The organism is Acinetobacter sp. YH12137 (assembly GCF_013418535.1).
Lineage (GTDB): Bacteria > Pseudomonadota > Gammaproteobacteria > Pseudomonadales > Moraxellaceae > Acinetobacter.
Map to the genome: position 1 here is coordinate 1 of NZ_VPBW01000047.1, position 17,465 is coordinate 17,465.

Genomic DNA, 17,465 nt, shown 5'->3' on the forward strand with positions numbered 1-17,465 from the left:
AATGTATATCGTTGGCAGAAGAAATTATTTAGACCAATTATCAAAAGCTTCATTGATGACTTTATTCTCGATAAAAATCATCTGCTACCACAGAGAATCTTTAAATAATAGTGCGTAAGTCCTATATCAGTTTAAATTGTTGTTATTTGTCGGATAATAAATTCTTGAGGCTTTAGTTGTCTTGAAATCTCATAAGAAAAAGTCGGAGTACAACTATTTACGTGCAGTCGAAAATAGATAATTTTATAGCTATATTTTAGTTATTCCTAGCTAACCGAAATTAAAAAAATCCAATAAAAAAGAGTGCCGAAGCACCCTTTAAAATATTCATTTGTAAACTTAATCGCGAACAAATTCGACAGTACCATTTGCCAAAGATTTTACACGTGCTAGTGATTCAACGCGGTAACCTTTTTCAAGTAACAAGTCACGGCCTGGCTGGAATGATTTTTCAATCACAATCCCGATCCCTACCACTTCAGCATTCGCCTGATGAATCAAGTCAGCAAGACCCAGTGCTGCCTGACCATTTGCCAGGAAGTCATCAATCACTAAAACCTTGTCAGATGAACTAATGTGTTTATTTGAAATGGCAATCGTGCTTTCAGTCTGTTTGGTAAATGAAAATACTTTAGAACGGTATAAATCATCTTTTAAAGTGAGAGACTGGTATTTGCGTGCAAAAATCACTGGAACACCAAGCTCTAAGCCTGCCATGACTGCAGGTGCAATACCGGACGCTTCAATGGTAATAATTTTGGTAATACCAGCATCTTTAAACAGACGCGCAAATTCCTGACCAATTTGCTGCATCATGATTGGATCAATTTGGTGATTTAAGAAAGAATCAACTTTCAAAACTTCTTCAGATAGAACGATACCTTCGGCTAAGATTTTCTGTTCTAGTGCGTGCACGGGAGAATCCTCAAGAGCAGGTGCTTTTTAAAGCAAAAGCGTATTGTAAAAAGCACCCAAAAAAAATCAAGCGAAATTCACCAAAAAACCTTAGTTCGTTTTACCGTTATAGCTGGTCAGCAATAAACCGTAAGAGGTTTTCTTGTCGACATGCGATACTTTGACTGGTAAGTAGTCCAGTTTCGGTGCTAACCAGAAAGTAGTTTCACGGCCTGGTTTGTTGTGTTTAATCACTACTTTAATGGTACTAAATGAACCATATTTGGTGCTCACCGTTTCTGTACCTTGTTTGACAAATTTACGGCCTTCCACCTCTTTGGCATCAGCAATGTAGTAATTCGATTTTAAACCACCATTTTTCAGGTCTTCACGAATCTGCAATTCAGCATTTAGCTCATCCAGTACATCTGCTCTCCAGGCAAAAGAACGTTTTTCATCATCTTTCTTGGTGCTGATTGTTTTGCTAGATGGATTGAAGTTGATACTCATGGTGTTGCTATGCACCAAAATCTTACTGGTACGGCTGAAACTGCTTGAACCAATCTTGCCATTATTAAAAGTAAAACGGCTGGTTTCAGTCGCTGAAGCAACGCCACCCGCTTTGGCTGCAAAAACATAGGTCCAGTTATTACCAGATTTGCTCAAGGTACGGGTAGCAGAACCCATATTTTTTCCATTGTAGCTAAACTGATAATTGGCTTGGAAAGGCGCCATGGCGAAGGTCTGGGTGGATAAACCAGTAAGTACCATTGCGGTAGTCAAGCCTACAGTCACCCCTAAAGTTTTGAATACAGTTTTCGCCATAAAGAATTGTCCTGTGTAATTTCAGATAAAATTTATCACTTTCCACTTTTTATTATTTGGTCAAAATGTGGAAAATGAAGGGAGATTTTCAATAAAAATGTATATTTCATGTAGTTACTGGTGTGTTTGTTTAGGTATTGAATTACACACAGTTTAAGTCGGTTCTTTCTGTTTGATCGGTGTGACTTTATTGTCATCCATGTCGTCTTCGTCCCATGTCTCTTCTTTTTCCTGAGAAAGCTTTCTGAACAGGGCTGCAAGATTCACATTACCAATTACGACGAGCTCAGCTTCACGAAGTACTGCATGGTTCACATGAACCTTACCAAGCGTCTCAATCACCGAGCGGTTTTTACCTAACCAGCGGTTTAAATCCAGATGCAATAAATCATCTTTTACTTTAATGACGCCCAGTTTTTCCAGAATCATGCCAAGAGGGTCCTTATTCAGCACGCGCTGATAGAAAAACAGGGCGAATCGTACCCCCAGTTTATAAAAGACATTTGGGTATTTGGCTTCAATCAACTGGGTATCACTGATCTGTTCAAATACAATGAGCTGCGTATTCTTATTCAGCTCCATTTGCACCAGTTTTAAATCAACCGATAAGGTCACGTTCAGACCTTTATAGTCCAGCGTGGCATAGAGTCGTAACCAGTCATCATGCAGATCGGCATGCAGATCTTTCAGCATGGAAACATTGTCAGTGACAAAACGTTGAAATGTTGCATTCAGGAAAACTTGAGACAAAGGAAATTCGCGTTCATCCTCAATAAATCCTTCCGCCTTTTGATATGCCTGGCGAATTTTATTAGAAATATTAGAAATTAGCGTTTGCATCTTTAAGCGTCCTGGCAACTATATGTTTTAATTCGAAGTGTATCTTGTCGAATTGTATAAAAAATACAAGAGTTTCAGCTTGCAGTTTAGCAAAATAAATAGCACCATTTTTAGGGTTTTAGTTATGTAACGTTGAAGATTTGATGGGTTTGGCATTTTTAAAAGAAAAATGCAAAGCCGTTTATTTTTTAATTTTAAAAATGCTGTTTGGGGGATGGACTCAAGTCTGGGTTCGTAGCGATGAGATCAACCATGATATTAATGCCTCTGGTCAAAGCCTGGTGGAAAGATCCAATTTTTAATAGCGCCGTATTTGCAGCTGTTATTTTGCACGTGATTTTTCTCACGCTGGAATTTGGTATGCCACAAGATCAGGAGAGCATGACTAAAGAGATTGCGGTCAGTATTCGTCAAACTGATGAAAAAATTGAGCATGCAGATTTTCTGGCTCAAACTGATCAGCAAGGTTCAGGCAAATTTCGTGAAGCACATCGTATGTCGAGCGATATGCCTGCACCGTTGATGGAGCAAAAGACCGGAGAAGAGCAGCAAGAAAGTCCGGACATGTTGCAACAGCAGCGTGAATTAAGCTTTGAAGAAAAAGTGCTGATGACGACTTTAAGCTGGCAAAAACAGGCGGAAGAAAATCAGCGCAAAAAACTGCAGGAACAGTTACAAAGTCAGTTCCAGGCCAAAGCCGCTATGGTAGCCAGTCTTGAAGCCCAATATCTGCAACGACAACAAAACTTCAGTCGTCAGCAAAAAATTAAAACCGTAGATGGCATCCAGTCCAAACAGGATGTCTCTGCGGCTTATCTGGAAAAATTCCGTCAGAAAGTGGAGTTCTATGGTAACCGCTATTATCCAGACGCGGCCAAACAGCAGAATCTGGCAGGAGAGGTGCGCTTGATGGTGATCTTGAACCAGAACGGCGGAATCCGTGCAATTCGCTTAATTGACAGTTCAGGGCATAATTTGCTAGATGAAGCTGCAAAATCTTCAGTACGCAAGGCAGCACCATTCGGAGCATTTGATGCCAAGATGTCGGATATTTCCGAGCTGAGAATTATTCGAACCTGGCGTTTTGATCCGGCTGAAGCGGAGTTTGAGGTGCGTTAATCTGGGCGCTTCGCCTGTATATAACTACCTTGCTGAGTTCCATCGTCCCAGACCACATTTAAATGGTTTTCATCTATGGCTAGATATTTGGGAAATATCATCAAGTCCTGGTACTTTGGATCTGCTTTTAAGCCAATACACTCTTTATTTTGCCACCATGTTCCTTCGGCAAATTGATCCAGAGCACCATAGGCCAGATACCATTTAAAGGTACCATCTGCTTGTAACAGCAACTCCGAACCTAATTCCATAACTCCGTTTAAATAATAATGGCCTGCCCATGAGCTTTGGTTCTGTTGAAATTTAATTTTTGGGCACATGGGAATTGAGTGGGCATAAAGTGATGAACACAGCCAGGGAGAGAAAATAAGTAATGCAGTCGAGAACAATCTTTTCATTACGTTCTCCTAAAATTTTTGAAGCACAGTTCTTTGTTAAAGTTCATTATGTGCTTATGTATTTCTAGAAGAAATCATGAATGCGTAAGCAGATATTTTTTTAAAACTCTGTATCTAAGAACAGATCAAGAAAAAAATAAATAAGGATCGATGAGTATTTAATTTAAATGTGCATCATAGCGCCGTAAAACTTCACAGACTTCCACGCTGAAATATGTATACCAGCTATTTTTCCCTAGCTCTTGAGCAGCCTGATGTTCAGCATCTGCATGCCAGGCGCGAATATCATGAAGACTGTTCCAGTAAGAAAGCGCAATTTCCTGAGTACCTTCGGTTAAGGCTTCAAAATACTGGCACTGAAATTGTGAAAGGGCTCTTTCTCTCATTCGCTGGGCTGTTTCAAAATAACACTGATCTAATTCTTTAATTTGCGCTTTGAAAATCACGACATATTTCATGAAGGTTTTTATTTTATTTCTTAAATTGAGCTTATTATGAAGTGAATAAAATGAAAAAAGCGAGCCTTAGCCCGCTTTTTAATTATTGAATTTTAATCTCTTTCCAGATAAGGATTAGCAATACCCAGTTTGTCCAGAATCTCGATCTCAATGCCTTCCATTTCTTCAGCATCTTCCTCTGAAGTTTCATGGTCATAACCCATCAGATGCAAAGTGCCATGTACCAGCATATGGGTGAAATGGATTAGTGGAGCTTTGTCCTGTTCAGCAGCTTCACGCAGCACTACTGGAATACAAATCACCAGATCACCGATCGGGAAAGCATCCAGAACCTGTGCCATTTCATCTGGAAGTTCACTTGGAAAAGACAGGACATTGGTCGGTTTATCCTTGCCGCGATATTCCAGATTGAGTTTATGACTTTCGTCATTATCGACACAGGCAATGCCAATTTCACAATCACTTTGGGTACCGATATGGCGCAAAGTGGTTTCTACAACTTTTTTAATATAGGCACGTTTCAGCACCAGTTCTGGTGACTGAAAGTCCTGTTGCAGGGAGAGACTAAGTTTCAACGTGAATCCTTAAAAATTAAATAACAATGCAGCTTTAATGCTGTGCATCAGCCGCAGCATCATTCTCGGCTATCAAGGCTTCCTGACGGGCTTTACGCTCAGCACGAGCCTCAGCGCTTAAACGCTGCTGTTCACTGTCCCAGCCTTCGTAGGCTTCAACAATTTTCTGAACCAGCTGGTGACGCACGACGTCACGAGAATGGAAACGGGTAATATGAATTTCAGGGATTTTATCAATCACACGTAAGGCATGTGCCAGACCAGACTGCTGACCTCGTGGTAAATCCACCTGAGTCACGTCACCAGTAATCACTGCACGTGAACCGAAACCTAAACGGGTCAGGAACATCTTCATCTGTTCAGGTGTAGTGTTCTGGGCTTCGTCCAGAATCACAAAAGAATGATTCAGGGTACGACCACGCATATAGGCAAGCGGTGCAACTTCAATAATCTGACGTTCGATCAGCTTGGCCACTTTTTCGAAACCAAGCATCTCATACAAGGCATCATAAAGGGGACGCAAATACGGGTCGATCTTCTGGGTTAAATCCCCCGGCAGGAATCCAAGTTTTTCACCCGCTTCAACTGCAGGACGAACCAGTAAGATACGCTGGATTTCATTACGCTCCAGCATATCTACAGCGGCTGCAACGGCGAGATAGGTTTTACCGGTACCCGCAGGGCCAATACCAAAGGAAATATCACTTTGCAGAATACGCTGTACATAACGTTTCTGGTTGGCACCGCGAGGATTGATCCGGCCTTTGCGCGTCTGCAGCCAGACATTGTCCAGACCGGTATGTTCCTGTTCTTCCAGGTTCTCCTGGAGTTCACGATCGGTCTGGCTACCTTGAATCATCATATGCAAAGTATCTGCACTGATCTGCTGGCTGTGTTCAGATTCTTCATGAAGACGTTGCAAGAGCATTTCGGCTCTCTCAACGGCATCGATTCCACCATCGATAAAGAAACTTTCACCTCGGTGGGAAATTTTGACGTCTAAACGTTGTTCAATTTGTTTCAAATGACCGTTATAGGCACCTAAGACGGCTTGTAAACGGTCCATCGAAATTCCAGGAAAAGCTACTGTACGTCGAATCGTTGCAGTCAAGAGTGTTCCTTTTAGAAGTGTACGTTATATGCTCTACATTACGCCACGTCAGGCTCAAGATTCAAGAGCTCACCGTAAACTAAATTTAAAGTTTTAATTTCGGTAATTTCGATCTCTGCAAAACGTCCTACCCACGATGCATCGCCAATAAAGGTGACATAACGGGTGTTGTCTGCTGTACCGACCAGAACGTTCGGATCTTTATCAGAAACTTTCTCAACCAGTACGCGCTGGACTGTACCGAGCATGGCATCTGTTTTACGAATACTGGACTGTTTAATCCAGTCCTGAACTTTGGCCAAGCGTTCTTTTTTCACCTGTTCAGGTGTCGTATCTTCCAGCTCTGCGGCAGGGGTGCCCGGACGTTTGGAATAAACAAAACTATAAGAATGGTCGAAATCCAGATCCTGAATAAACTGATAGGTTTCTTCGAAGTTCTCATCGGTTTCGCCCGGGAAGCCGATAATAAAGTCTGAAGATAAATGCATGTCTGGACGAACTTTACGTAACTTTTCGATTTTCTCGATATACACATCAATGGTGTGGTTACGTTTCATCGCCTGCAATACATCATTGGAACCGCTTTGTACCGGTAAATGCAGATGTGACACCATCTGTGGCAGGTCACGGTAGCACTGGATCAAATCATCATTGAATTCCAGTGGATGCGAAGTGGTATAACGAATACGGCCAATACCTGGAATTTCTGCAACCAAACGTAACAGATCGGCAAAAGTACAGATTTTTCCGTCAAAGGTCTCACCGCGATAACCATTCACGTTCTGACCGAGCAGGGAAATTTCACGCACACCTTTTTCTGCTAAGCCAGCAATTTCAGCCAGAACGTCATCCAGCGGGCGAGATACTTCTTCGCCACGTGTATATGGAACTACACAGAATGAACAGTATTTTGAGCAGCCTTCCATGATCGAAACAAAGGCCTTATAACCTTCAACACGCGGTTCAGGCAGGAAGTCAAATTTTTCGATGTCCGGGAACGAAATATCGACCAGTTTAATTTTTTCTTTTTTCGGTTTTTCGACCTGCTCAAAATGCTGGTCCAGCATTTGCGGTAAACGGTGCAAGGTTTGCGGACCAAAAATCATGTCCACATAATTGGCACGTTTCTGGATATTGTCACCTTCCTGAGAGGCCACACATCCGCCGACACCAATAATCAGGTCAGGATTTTTTTCTTTCAGCTTGCGCCAGCGGCCCAATTCTGAGAATACTTTTTCTTGTGCCTTTTCACGGATCGAGCAGGTATTCATCAGCAGAATATCCGCTTCTTTAGGATCGGTGGTTAGCACATAGCCATGGGAATCGCCCAGCAGATCTGCCATACGGTGACTGTCATACTCATTCATCTGACACCCTTGCGTTTCGATATACAGTTTTTTAACTGAACCATCGATGGCTGGGGTGTGCGCTGGCTGGGTAACAGTGTTTTCTGAGGCAGCTGGGGCACCATTTGGAATGAAGGTTTGAACCGTCATGTAGGCTCCTACAAGGTAATACGTCGAAAGAGTGAACGAATAATCCGTTTGCATAAACAAACGGGTAAAATAAAAATTCAATTCACGTTCTGAAATCTTTAAACGGCGCATATTTTAGCAGGAAAGTCGCTTAAACTTATAGCCTAAAATGCGGCTGGGAAAATATTGATTTATGGACAAAAAGTGTCTGAAAATTAATATTGTCTAATCATAAGGTTACATAAGTGAACAATACAGTGGGTTATAATTTTCCGGCTAACTCTTATGATAGGCAACAGGGGCTGGGCGAAAAATCGATGATAGAAGGCAAATTGATGTTTAAACACACTAAAAATATGAAGAAATATTATAAATTACTAAGCTTGAGTGTGGCGTGTCTCTGTTCAATGAGTGCGCAAGCAGCAGAAGAACAATTTAATGATGCCTTACGCGCGGCAAATGCTGGAAATGTCGGACAATTACAGCAATATCAGTCTGCCATGCAAAATGATGCCTTGGGCTATTATCCTGAATACTGGATTCTGAACCAGAACCTTGGCTCCCAACCTGCCAGTCAAATTATCAGTTTTGCCCAACGTTATCCTCAGTCGGCTATGGCAGAAAAACTCGCAGCCGATTATGTCGAAGAAAAAGTCAAAATGGCTGACTTTGCCACTGCGCAACCAGTTCTGCAATATGTCACCAATGCCGATCCGGCTGAAGCCTGTGCAGTTGCGCAAGTCCGTGCCAAAAGTGGCGATCAGCTGGTCTATGCTGAGTTTAAGGATGTTTGGCTAACCACCAATTCTCAACCTGAGTCTTGTACAGGCTTGGGACGCATGATGTTATCCAGTCCGCTTATGACCAATGAAGACCGCCAGCAGCGTTTGTGGGTGCAATTACGTGCTGGTCAGTCTGGACAGGCTATTGCCACTGCACAAGGTTTAGGGCTTAACCTGTCTCTGGCTCAGCTCAATACGATTCAGGCCAATCCAACCAATTATTTATGGTCAGCCCCTAAAAGTACTGCCGCTGATCATGCCTATCTGATTTATGCGTTGGGGCGTCTGGCAGATAGCGATCTTGATTCAGCAATGTCCATTGTAAAACGTACTGCTGAAGGCACACCGGTACAAGTACAAAAAACACTATTCAGAACTGTGGGTTATATCGGCGGCACTACGGTAATGAAAAATAACTTCAACCGTGAAGTGCTGAACTATCTGGATGCCAGTTATGGTTTGCCATTTAGTCCGGAAGAAGCCGAAATTTATGCCCGTCAGGCGATTCGTTTTAGTGCCTGGGAAAGTCTGATTCGTGCCATTGATGCCATGAGTGTGAACCAGAAACAGGAAGACCGCTGGCAATATTGGCTGGCACGTGCCAGTGAACAGCGCACAGATCGCGCTTCAAAACAGGCGGCAGAAAGTATCTATAAAAAACTGGCAGTCGGTGAGGATTATCATAACCTGCTAGCGCGAGATAGATTAGGCCAGTTAACGGCTTCTACACCGAACTCGGCACAGCCATCCAGCCAGGCCATGCAACGCCTGAACCAAGATATTCATTTCCGCCGTGCCTTTGTCTTGCGTAGTATTAATGCGCCAGAGAATTATATTAACCGTGAATGGAACTGGGCAGTTCGACAGGCTTATTTAAGAAAAGATGACGATTTACTGTTGGCAGCAGCCAAACGTGCGATGGATATGGGCTGGTATGACCGTGCCATTTATGCAGCAGATCGTACTGCGGACAAGCATAATTACAATTATCGTTATCCGATGCCACATCAGAATTATGTCGTGAGCCATAGCCGTAATGCTGGCATTGATGCCGCTTGGGCTTATGGTTTGATGCGTCAGGAAAGCCGGTTTAATACCGGCGCACGCTCTCATGTAGGCGCTGGTGGTTTGATGCAAATCATGCCGGACACCGCCAAACTGGTTGCTCGTCAAATGGGTGAGACTTATAACCCCGCAGCCTTAACCGATATGAACACCAATATCCGTTACGGAACTTACTATTTATCAACAATTCAGCGTCAATTGAGCAATAGTCCAGTACTGGCTACAGCAGGTTATAATGCCGGCCCGAACCGTGCCCGCCGTTGGCAACCCGAATTCCAAAGTATTGCTGCGGATCAATATACCGAAACCATTCCTTTACTGGAAACGCGAGATTATGTGAAACATGTCATGACGAACGCGACATATTACGGTATTTTATTGGGACAGGGCGCACAATCGGTCGGTAAGCGTATGCAAGCCATTCCGTTACGTAATACACCATAGCATTCAAAAAATCTAAGGGAAGGATAGTTTGTTGATCAAGGGAATAAGGGGTGCTCAAATTTCTGCTGGATGGGCTGCACTTTTATTTTTAGCAGCAAGTCCAGCTGCCTTTGCATTGCCAACGGGTTATGTCATGGACATCCAGATGGTACCGGCACTTTGCAGTCTGGATCCGGCCTACAGTAAAAAAAGAAAATGTCTTGAAGGTTATTCCCTAAATATTTCTGGTCTCTATCCTCAAACCACATCAACACATTGCACTACTACCAGTTCTGCGAAGTTACCGCCTTTGCAGGCTAAAGTGGTGGCCCGTATCATGCCGGATGAAAATACCCGCGCATTGCTCTGGCATAATATTGGCGGCTGTATTCCGATGAATGCCACGCAGTATTTTCGTACGGTGATCAATCATGCTGATCGTCTGAAAGTTCCAGAAGAACTTACTGAGCAGGAAAGCCATACCGTTTCCATTGATATGCTGCGTTCCAAATTTCTGAAAATCAATCCGCAACTGCCTTCAACAGCATTGCGTTTTAACTGCCATCAGACCCGCGCATCCAGTCTGCTGACGTCGATTCAGGTCTGCTACAACGCCAATGGCGGCTATAAAGGCTGTCCTGCAAACATTATTAATACATGCCCAAAAACTGTCACAATAAAAGGCACATACTAAGCTTTTTAGCCAAATTAATTTATATTTCCTATCATACTTTTGTTGAAATCCATTCTCTTTTACATGCATCTCGAAGAGGATTGGAGTACAATCTTTGCCGTTTATGATTATTAAGATTAGATAGAACAGCTATTTAATCATTATGACGATCCTCTCAATTGGAGATAATTACATGAAGCAACCTGTTCGCGTTGCCGTTACTGGCGCTGCTGGTCAAATTGGTTACAGCCTATTATTCCGTATCGCAAGCGGTGAAATGCTTGGTAAAGACCAACCAGTTATTCTTCAATTATTAGAAATTCCTGTTGAGAAAGCTCAGCAAGCGCTTAAAGGCGTAATGATGGAACTAGACGACTGTGCTTTCCCATTATTGGCGGGCATGATCGGTACTGATGATCCTAAAGTAGCTTTCAAAGATGCAGACTATGCTCTATTAGTTGGTTCACGTCCACGTGGTCCTGGTATGGAACGTGCTGACCTGCTTAAAGTAAATGGCGAAATCTTCATTGGTCAAGGCCAAGCACTGAACGAAGTTGCTAGCCGTGATGTTAAAGTTCTTGTTGTAGGTAACCCTGCTAACACTAACGCTTACATCGCAATGAAATCTGCTCCAGATCTTCCAGCGAAAAACTTCACAGCAATGTTGCGTCTTGACCACAACCGTGCGTTAACTCAACTTGCTCAAAAAGCGGGTGTTGCAGTTTCTGACATCGAAAACATGACTGTTTGGGGTAACCACTCTCCAACAATGTATGCTGACTACCGTTTTGCGAACGTAAACGGCGAAAGCTTGAAAGACAAAATCAACGATGCAGCTTGGAACAAAGACGTATTCCTTCCAACTGTTGGTAAACGTGGTGCTGCGATCATCGAAGCACGTGGTTTGTCTTCTGCTGCTTCTGCTGCAAACGCTGCAATCGACCATATGCGCGATTGGGCTCTTGGCACAAACGGAAAATGGGTAACTATGGGTATTCCTTCTGACGGTTCTTATGGTATTCCTGAAGGCGTAATGTTCGGTTTCCCTGTAACTACTGAAAACGGTGAATACAAAATCGTTCAAGGTCTTGAAATCGACGAATTCAGCCGTGAACGTATCAACGTTACACTGAACGAGCTTGAAGAAGAGCGCGCTGCAGTTGCTGACATGATCAAATAATTTAATCTTTTTAAGATTAAGTTAAAAAAGCACTCCATTGGGGGTGCTTTTTTATTGCTATTTCTAAAAAATTTAAAGAACAAAAAATAACATCTTGTGAAGGAGGGACAACTGAACTTTGCGAGTGGCTCATCTAGTTTAATAAGAAGAATCATCAACAAAAGAGGAGGTACTGAGATGTTAGAGCAGCGACCTACCATGGAACTTTTTTTTGAGCAACTCGGCTTGGATTCAAGCCCGGAAGCAATCGATGAATTTATCAAAACCCATCAGATTGGGATGGACGTCCCCTTACATAAAGCTCCTTTCTGGACCAAAAACCAACATGATTTTCTGATTGGTCACTGGAAAGAAGATGATGACTGGGCAATTTTTGTAGATGTACTCAATGAGCAATTGCATATTGAGGCGGAAGGAAGTGGTTCTTGTGATCTACCTTCTTCTAAGCGTCAATAATATTTTCAAATCAATGAACTGATTATTTTTATGATGGAGTGAGCGAATGGTATTAGAACAGCAAGTGACTTTAGAATTATTATTTGAGCAATTAGGCTTGCCTGCTGATGAAGCATCAATTGATGAATTTACCAAAAATCATCAGCTACCATCAGACGTGATTTTGCCGGATGCAGATTTCTGGAATGAGGGGCAAAGCGCTTTTCTTCGCGAACACTGGCATCAGGATGATGAATGGATCGTAATCATTGATAAACTGAACCAGCTTTTACATGTCGAAAGTGATAAAGAAGGCCCTGAAAGCAATTAAAGTTTCTTTATACAAAAAGACACAACAAAACCTAGTCCTTTGACTAGGTTTTTTTTGTCTTATCTTATAAGTTAGTCCTATAAATAACTACAATATATCTGATATAAGGAGGGCATATGCTCGGGAAGAACCAACCATCCTTAGAACTGTTATTTTCTCAACTCGGCCTGGCTAACAGCCCGGCGGCAATTGAGCTTTATATACGTACTCATCAGCTACCTGCCCATATGTCACTGCATGAAGCACCGTTCTGGAATAAAGCGCAGCGTTCGCTGTTGATTAGTCATCTGGTACAGGATGATGACTGGGCAATCTGGATTGATGAACTGAATCAGCAATTGCATCTGGATGCAGATCGACGCCGTTTGGCTTGAGTCAATTAAATTAATTCATAAAAAATGCCTCATCAATGTGAGGCATTTTTATAGGAACAGATTTCGTTGTTTTAATGCATACGGCTACGCAGAATCTGGATAAACCATTCCAGTTGACGATATTCATCAAATGCCGGATGCTGGCCTACCAGTTCATGGTCAAAATGGGCCGTTTTACTGTATTTATTTAGCCAGTGACGAGTCATGGCAGGCTCTTTCTTACTGGCAGATGCATAAGCCAGGAAGAAATAAATATCCGCATGCTCATAATTGGTCATTGGTTTTAGAATCTGCTGGGTAATAAGCGCATAATGATCTTCTTTGGTCAGCTCAAAGTAGATCATATAGGCTTTGGCCAGGTGTAAAGACAGATTGATATACAAATCCAGTGGCATTTCTTCAAATTCAATCCGGCTCTGCTCCAGCAGAACAATCGCTTCTTGCAGGAAATGCACCTGCTCTTGACGTAACTGGCTAATAGTCACCAATTGCAGACGAAGATCCGCCCGTTCAAGCGCCAGCTCAGGCGTATTGCCATTTAAAAACAGCTGATCTGTTTCACCAATGCGTGCAATGATCTCTTTGGGGGTTGGTCGCATGAACGCAGTCCTTATATCTCAATGATTGCTATATGAGGCTGAAAATTGAAATTTAAAGCGTGGAAAAAGGATTAGAGCAAACAGGTATCACTTCTTAACCAGGCGGTGATTGATAAACGTTGATGTTTGGCTTTTAAAACTTCATGCATTAAATCACTTTGGAAGAAGGCAATACGGTTTGGTTTAGGCTGGATAATATGCCATTGATCATTTTTATCCTGCAGATGTAGTTCGCCGCCCCAGTTATCTTGCCAATCATCATGCAGATAATAAACCGCAGAAATCATCCGGCCATTTTTGCCTTGAGGATTATCGCGATGCAGGGCATAGAACTCACCCGCGTTATAGCAGGCAAAATGGGCTTCCACATCTTTAATGCCGAGGAAGAAAGCGCGGTTCAGCTCATGACCTAAAGCCTGTAAGGTTTGCACATGCTGGTTAGAAATTTCCAGATCTTCATTGAGCCAGAGAATGTGATCACTGCGGATATTGCTGACTACGCCATTCTGAATGGCTGCATCACGAAAGCGTTCCAGATTACTGGTACATTCAGCAATCAGCTGTTCAACATAGGATGGGGCATAAGCATTGTCGATCATGCTAAAACCATGCTGATCTAGATCATCAATAATCTGATCAACTGGCCAGGTTGCCGGGAGTTGAACTGCTTCCATAGAAACTCACCTAGAAGGGTAAATTGGGGTCGCGCTATTCTATGTAAGAATCGGGTCTGAACGAAACTATTTTTCATGTTAAAATAGCGGTTGATATTAGGAATTAATGAAACATGAATTACCGTCACCATTACCATGCTGGCAACTTTGCCGATGTCATGAAGCATGTATTGTTGCTTCAATTATTGACTCGACTCAATGCAAAAGATAAACCATATCGCTATGTAGATACACATGGTGGTGCAGGTAAATATGATTTATCCACCTCTGAAGCGCAAAAGTCAGGGGAATTCCTGAACGGTATTCATCGTCTGATCAAGCTGGATGATTCGGTCAAGCGTAATGCGCCAGAAGGCGTACAACAATATTTAAAAATTGTTGAGAAAATGCGTGAAAACTTTGGTAAAGGTGCATATCCGGGTTCACCTTGGTTTGCACTGGAAGGCATGCGTGAAATTGACAAGGCCACCATTTTTGAAATGCAGCGTGATGTGTTCCAGCAGTTACGTCATAACATTTTTGACAAACGCGCCGGTTTGCATGAGCGTGATGCGTATGAAGGCTTGCTCGCAGTCATTCCACCGAAAGAAAAACGTGGTCTGGTGATGATCGATCCGCCGTATGAGCTGGAGCGTAAAGACTTCCCACAGCTGGTTGAATTACTGGTTGCTGCTTATAAAAAATGGCCGACAGGCGTATTTGCAGTTTGGTACCCAATTAAAGACCGTGCCATGATTGAACGTTTCGAGAAGAAAATGTTCAAGACCGGGATTCGCCGTCAGTTGGTATGTGAAATCTGTGTATGGCCAGATGATACACCAGTGGGTTTAAATGGTTGTGGTTTACTGGTGATTAACCCACCTTGGAAGTTCTCTGAAGATGCAGACGAAGCGCTGCAATGGTTATTCCCGCATTTGCGTATGCAGGAAAATGGCGGTCATGCAGCAGTTCGTTGGTTAGTAGGCGAATAATATTTTAAAGATCGGGTCATAGTTAGGATCGACAAGAATGACAAGTACAAATAAGCCGGAACACGAATCTTCGAAAGATTTGCCATTTGATGGCATCACCTTCGAGGTGGAAGAGGTAGAGCATACCCAGGAAGGGCAAAGAGTTAAGCGTCGAGGTATCTATCTGTGGCCTAACCTGATTACAACCGCTGCGTTGTTATCAGGCTTTTACTCGATTATTGCCAGCATGAATGGTGAGTTTCAGCAAGCTATTTATGCGATTTTCTTGGCAGCTTTATTTGATGGTCTCGATGGTCGTGTGGCACGTGCGATTGGGGCACAAAGTCCATTCGGTGAACAGTTCGACTCACTATCCGATATGCTGGCATTTGGGGTGGCACCGGCTATTTTGATGTATAGCTGGGGATTAAGTGATTTAGGCCGTATCGGTCTGGCGGCTTGTTTTGTCTATACGGCTTGTGCAGCTTTCCGTCTAGCCCGCTTTAACGTTCAGATTGGAGTGGTGGATAAACGCTATTTTATTGGCGTTGCAAGTCCATTAGCAGCCGTCATTATTATTTCACTGGTCTGGGTAGGATTGGACTTCCCGGCTGTGTTTGATATTCGTGATTTTACTGTACAAATCATTAATGCTGCGATTATCGTAATCGTTGGCTTATTGATGATTTCTAATATCAAATACTATTCATTTAAAACCGTAGAGCGTAGACGGGTGCCGTTTTTCGTGTTGCCGATCGCGGTGTTTATCTTTGCAGCGATGACTTATAATATTCCGGTAGGGATTCTCGTGATCTCTGTCATCTATGCTTTGTCTGGTTTCATTACAACCTTTATGGCAAAAAGACAGAGTACCTTATAACAATATAAAAATAAGGAGTTTGAGATGCAGTTTCTTCAAGATTTTCTAGATCGTTCGAAACAGCTGAATCAGACTCCTGCTGTTTCCCAGCATAATCTTGCCTATCATGGGCCAAACCAGAAATATAAAATTATTCATCAGGGCCTGACGCTTCCTGATCTGCCTGCACCCCTTCATTATCTTAATTTTCTTAGTATTATTGGTCAGCCTAATGCACCGATGTTGGCTAACCCGAGTGCTATTCAAACCAATGCACTGGATACAGCCACAGTAATCTGTAGTACCAGTCCGCATATGGCGGGACAATTAAATTGCTATTCAATCAAAAAGGATTGCAAGTTTCAGTATGGCCTGTTTCAGTTTCTAGATCGTGAAAAACTGACCGGCGACTTTCCACATTTTCGTTTACAACGTTTTGATTCTGAACTGGGCTTTGATCTCAGCATCCATACGACCAATCTGATTTCACACTTTACCCAAATGCGCTTTGCACTGGCTGATCATTGGTCTTTGCTTTGTTATTGTCAGGGCACCTTACATTATAAAGATCAGAAATACCTTATCGAGAGTTTAGGTAGTTTTGAATTTGCACGAAGCTTTAATTTTCCCTATTTGCCTTTAGCCTTTCTGACTTATCAGATTATTAACCTGAGTGAAGGACGGCAATTATTGTTGGCACAAATTAGAGATAGTCTGAACAGCATTGTGCAGTCACGAATTTATCTGCGTGACTTGAAAAATATGACCAGTCAAATGTTCGATCAAAAAGTCTATTTCAAGGTGCATCGGGTTTATCCGAGTGTGACTACTCCAAATGGGCAAAAGATGTATCTGCCGCGTGAGTTTGAATGGTGCTATGAAGATGGCAAAGGAATGCAGATCTGGCTGCAGGGACAAAGCCGAGGAGATTTCAAATTTGGTCTGGCTGCGGGTTATGTTGGAAGCTTTAATTACGAAGTTAGAATTAATGGCGAGACTGAGCATGGGGACGGGGGCTACTGTGAATATATAGATTGCCGCTCCTTGCGCTTTCAGGAACACAATAAAAAAGAGAAATTATTAAGTACATTGGCCAATCCTATACCTTTAATGCTCAAAAAATAGGGAAAATCGGCATTTTTGTAGAAATAATAATCAACTGAAGTATTTTCTTAAAAATAGGGGTTGCGCTTGCTTGGGATTGGTCTATAATGCACATCCATCGGCGGTGATGAAGATTAAAACTCCTGATAAAACAGTAACTTAGCATGAGATGGTTGAGTTGGGTTTTAGAAAGGAAGTTTAAAAATAATTTTCATTACTGGTTGACTTTCTAGAGATAGAGAGTAATATAGCCGACCTAGCTTGCTACTGACGAAGTAGCAAGAAGATCATTAAGAGATTATGAAGAACAACTTGTGTGGA

Annotated in this window: 20 protein-coding genes and 1 pseudogene; 11 read left to right on the plus strand and 10 right to left on the minus strand. The window is 42.5% G+C overall.

What is annotated here, in order from left to right; translation table 11 throughout:
* Positions 1 to 108 (plus strand): annotated as a pseudogene (locus FTU72_RS14735) (IS701 family transposase); the annotation flags it as partial.
* Positions 109 to 339: 231 nt separating this feature from the next.
* On the opposite strand, the gene FTU72_RS14740 reads toward FTU72_RS14735, so the two are convergent.
* The 3 genes from FTU72_RS14740 to FTU72_RS14750 form a co-directional block, all read right to left on the minus strand.
* Positions 340 to 915 carry a xanthine phosphoribosyltransferase gene (locus tag FTU72_RS14740; protein WP_004786836.1) on the minus strand — a complete coding sequence of 192 codons (576 nt, stop codon included), beginning with the start codon at positions 913 to 915 and terminating at the stop codon, positions 340 to 342.
* Between the two features lie 90 nt (positions 916 to 1,005).
* Positions 1,006 to 1,665: a DUF3108 domain-containing protein gene (locus FTU72_RS14745; protein ID WP_373683638.1), complete on the minus strand. Its 660-nt coding sequence runs from the start codon at positions 1,663 to 1,665 to the stop codon at positions 1,006 to 1,008.
* A gap of 207 nt (positions 1,666 to 1,872) precedes the next feature.
* Complete coding sequence (locus FTU72_RS14750) at positions 1,873 to 2,559, minus strand: hypothetical protein (RefSeq protein WP_179992784.1); 687 nt, start codon at positions 2,557 to 2,559, stop codon at positions 1,873 to 1,875.
* 261 nt (positions 2,560 to 2,820) lie between these two features.
* Between FTU72_RS14750 and FTU72_RS14755 the strand changes: the two genes are divergently transcribed.
* Complete coding sequence (locus FTU72_RS14755) at positions 2,821 to 3,678, plus strand: energy transducer TonB (protein ID WP_171064840.1); 858 nt, start codon at positions 2,821 to 2,823, stop codon at positions 3,676 to 3,678.
* Here the strand turns inward: FTU72_RS14755 and FTU72_RS14760 are convergent.
* From FTU72_RS14760 to miaB, 5 genes are all read right to left on the minus strand, one after another.
* Positions 3,675 to 4,076, minus strand: a complete 402-nt coding sequence (locus tag FTU72_RS14760; RefSeq protein ID WP_104425710.1) for a hypothetical protein — start codon at positions 4,074 to 4,076, stop codon at positions 3,675 to 3,677. The two genes, FTU72_RS14755 and FTU72_RS14760, sit on opposite strands and share 4 nt — an antisense overlap.
* 158 nt (positions 4,077 to 4,234) lie before the next feature.
* Positions 4,235 to 4,534: an antibiotic biosynthesis monooxygenase gene (locus tag FTU72_RS14765; RefSeq protein ID WP_180031751.1), complete on the minus strand. Its 300-nt coding sequence runs from the start codon at positions 4,532 to 4,534 to the stop codon at positions 4,235 to 4,237.
* Positions 4,535 to 4,626: 92 nt separating this feature from the next.
* Complete coding sequence (ybeY, locus tag FTU72_RS14770; protein WP_034171613.1) at positions 4,627 to 5,109, minus strand: rRNA maturation RNase YbeY; 483 nt, start codon at positions 5,107 to 5,109, stop codon at positions 4,627 to 4,629.
* Positions 5,110 to 5,143: 34 nt separating this feature from the next.
* Positions 5,144 to 6,220, minus strand: coding sequence for a PhoH family protein (locus tag FTU72_RS14775; RefSeq protein ID WP_004786823.1), 1,077 nt, complete (start codon positions 6,218 to 6,220; stop codon positions 5,144 to 5,146).
* Between the two features lie 38 nt (positions 6,221 to 6,258).
* Positions 6,259 to 7,716: a tRNA (N6-isopentenyl adenosine(37)-C2)-methylthiotransferase MiaB gene (gene miaB / locus FTU72_RS14780; RefSeq protein ID WP_004786821.1), complete on the minus strand. Its 1,458-nt coding sequence runs from the start codon at positions 7,714 to 7,716 to the stop codon at positions 6,259 to 6,261.
* Positions 7,717 to 8,051: 335 nt separating this feature from the next.
* Here miaB and FTU72_RS14785 point away from each other — a divergent pair, with 335 nt between their 5' ends.
* The 6 genes from FTU72_RS14785 to FTU72_RS14810 all read left to right on the plus strand — a co-directional run bounded on the left by FTU72_RS14785 (position 8,052) and on the right by FTU72_RS14810 (position 12,958).
* Complete coding sequence (locus FTU72_RS14785; RefSeq protein WP_373685632.1) at positions 8,052 to 9,986, plus strand: transglycosylase SLT domain-containing protein; 1,935 nt, start codon at positions 8,052 to 8,054, stop codon at positions 9,984 to 9,986.
* Between the two features lie 34 nt (positions 9,987 to 10,020).
* Positions 10,021 to 10,659 (plus strand): ribonuclease I, encoded by a 639-nt coding sequence (locus tag FTU72_RS14790; protein WP_179992790.1) that lies wholly within the window; start codon positions 10,021 to 10,023, stop codon positions 10,657 to 10,659.
* 172 nt (positions 10,660 to 10,831) lie between these two features.
* Positions 10,832 to 11,818 carry a malate dehydrogenase gene (locus FTU72_RS14795; protein WP_004786815.1) on the plus strand — a complete coding sequence of 329 codons (987 nt, stop codon included), beginning with the start codon at positions 10,832 to 10,834 and terminating at the stop codon, positions 11,816 to 11,818.
* 177 nt (positions 11,819 to 11,995) lie between these two features.
* Complete coding sequence (locus FTU72_RS14800) at positions 11,996 to 12,274, plus strand: DUF2789 family protein (protein WP_004786814.1); 279 nt, start codon at positions 11,996 to 11,998, stop codon at positions 12,272 to 12,274.
* A 46-nt stretch (positions 12,275 to 12,320) separates the two neighbouring features.
* A complete protein-coding gene (locus FTU72_RS14805; RefSeq protein ID WP_005233812.1) occupies positions 12,321 to 12,584 on the plus strand; it encodes a DUF2789 family protein in 264 nt (87 codons plus the stop codon).
* A gap of 116 nt (positions 12,585 to 12,700) precedes the next feature.
* Positions 12,701 to 12,958 (plus strand): DUF2789 family protein, encoded by a 258-nt coding sequence (locus FTU72_RS14810; protein ID WP_104425715.1) that lies wholly within the window; start codon positions 12,701 to 12,703, stop codon positions 12,956 to 12,958.
* A 71-nt stretch (positions 12,959 to 13,029) separates the two neighbouring features.
* Here FTU72_RS14810 and FTU72_RS14815 read toward each other — a convergent pair whose 3' ends face one another.
* Together FTU72_RS14815 and FTU72_RS14820 are read right to left on the minus strand one after the other, a co-directional pair.
* Positions 13,030 to 13,557, minus strand: a complete 528-nt coding sequence (locus tag FTU72_RS14815; RefSeq protein ID WP_159122609.1) for a hypothetical protein — start codon at positions 13,555 to 13,557, stop codon at positions 13,030 to 13,032.
* A gap of 71 nt (positions 13,558 to 13,628) precedes the next feature.
* Complete coding sequence (locus FTU72_RS14820; protein ID WP_159122608.1) at positions 13,629 to 14,231, minus strand: 2OG-Fe(II) oxygenase; 603 nt, start codon at positions 14,229 to 14,231, stop codon at positions 13,629 to 13,631.
* A 113-nt stretch (positions 14,232 to 14,344) separates the two neighbouring features.
* Between FTU72_RS14820 and FTU72_RS14825 the strand changes: the two genes are divergently transcribed.
* The 3 genes from FTU72_RS14825 to FTU72_RS14835 are packed head-to-tail and all read left to right on the plus strand — an operon-like array spanning position 14,345 to position 17,165.
* Positions 14,345 to 15,202 carry a 23S rRNA (adenine(2030)-N(6))-methyltransferase RlmJ gene (locus FTU72_RS14825; protein WP_004786802.1) on the plus strand — a complete coding sequence of 286 codons (858 nt, stop codon included), beginning with the start codon at positions 14,345 to 14,347 and terminating at the stop codon, positions 15,200 to 15,202.
* A 37-nt stretch (positions 15,203 to 15,239) separates the two neighbouring features.
* Complete coding sequence (gene pssA, locus FTU72_RS14830) at positions 15,240 to 16,061, plus strand: CDP-diacylglycerol--serine O-phosphatidyltransferase (RefSeq protein ID WP_180053060.1); 822 nt, start codon at positions 15,240 to 15,242, stop codon at positions 16,059 to 16,061.
* Between the two features lie 24 nt (positions 16,062 to 16,085).
* Positions 16,086 to 17,165 carry a DUF6670 family protein gene (locus FTU72_RS14835; RefSeq protein ID WP_180012345.1) on the plus strand — a complete coding sequence of 360 codons (1,080 nt, stop codon included), beginning with the start codon at positions 16,086 to 16,088 and terminating at the stop codon, positions 17,163 to 17,165.
* Positions 17,166 to 17,465: the final 300 nt, after the last annotated feature.

Bases quoted from the DNA above. Each gene is read 5' to 3' on its own strand.
- FTU72_RS14820 (WP_159122608.1), bottom strand. From the start codon at position 14,231: ATGGAAGCAGTTCAACTCCCGGCAACCTGGCCAGTTGATCAGATTATT.
- FTU72_RS14785 (WP_373685632.1), top strand. From the start codon at position 8,052: ATGAAGAAATATTATAAATTACTAAGCTTGAGTGTGGCGTGTCTCTGT.
- FTU72_RS14815 (WP_159122609.1), bottom strand. From the start codon at position 13,557: ATGCGACCAACCCCCAAAGAGATCATTGCACGCATTGGTGAAACAGAT.
- FTU72_RS14810 (WP_104425715.1), top strand. From the start codon at position 12,701: ATGCTCGGGAAGAACCAACCATCCTTAGAACTGTTATTTTCTCAACTC.
- FTU72_RS14800 (WP_004786814.1), top strand. From the start codon at position 11,996: ATGTTAGAGCAGCGACCTACCATGGAACTTTTTTTTGAGCAACTCGGC.
- FTU72_RS14760 (WP_104425710.1), bottom strand. From the start codon at position 4,076: ATGAAAAGATTGTTCTCGACTGCATTACTTATTTTCTCTCCCTGGCTG.
- FTU72_RS14835 (WP_180012345.1), top strand. From the start codon at position 16,086: ATGCAGTTTCTTCAAGATTTTCTAGATCGTTCGAAACAGCTGAATCAG.
- FTU72_RS14825 (WP_004786802.1), top strand. From the start codon at position 14,345: ATGAATTACCGTCACCATTACCATGCTGGCAACTTTGCCGATGTCATG.
- FTU72_RS14805 (WP_005233812.1), top strand. From the start codon at position 12,321: ATGGTATTAGAACAGCAAGTGACTTTAGAATTATTATTTGAGCAATTA.
- FTU72_RS14745 (WP_373683638.1), bottom strand. From the start codon at position 1,665: ATGGTACTTACTGGTTTATCCACCCAGACCTTCGCCATGGCGCCTTTC.
- FTU72_RS14795 (WP_004786815.1), top strand. From the start codon at position 10,832: ATGAAGCAACCTGTTCGCGTTGCCGTTACTGGCGCTGCTGGTCAAATT.
- pssA (WP_180053060.1), top strand. From the start codon at position 15,240: ATGACAAGTACAAATAAGCCGGAACACGAATCTTCGAAAGATTTGCCA.
- FTU72_RS14755 (WP_171064840.1), top strand. From the start codon at position 2,821: ATGCCTCTGGTCAAAGCCTGGTGGAAAGATCCAATTTTTAATAGCGCC.
- miaB (WP_004786821.1), bottom strand. From the start codon at position 7,716: ATGACGGTTCAAACCTTCATTCCAAATGGTGCCCCAGCTGCCTCAGAA.
- FTU72_RS14765 (WP_180031751.1), bottom strand. From the start codon at position 4,534: ATGAAATATGTCGTGATTTTCAAAGCGCAAATTAAAGAATTAGATCAG.
- FTU72_RS14750 (WP_179992784.1), bottom strand. From the start codon at position 2,559: ATGCAAACGCTAATTTCTAATATTTCTAATAAAATTCGCCAGGCATAT.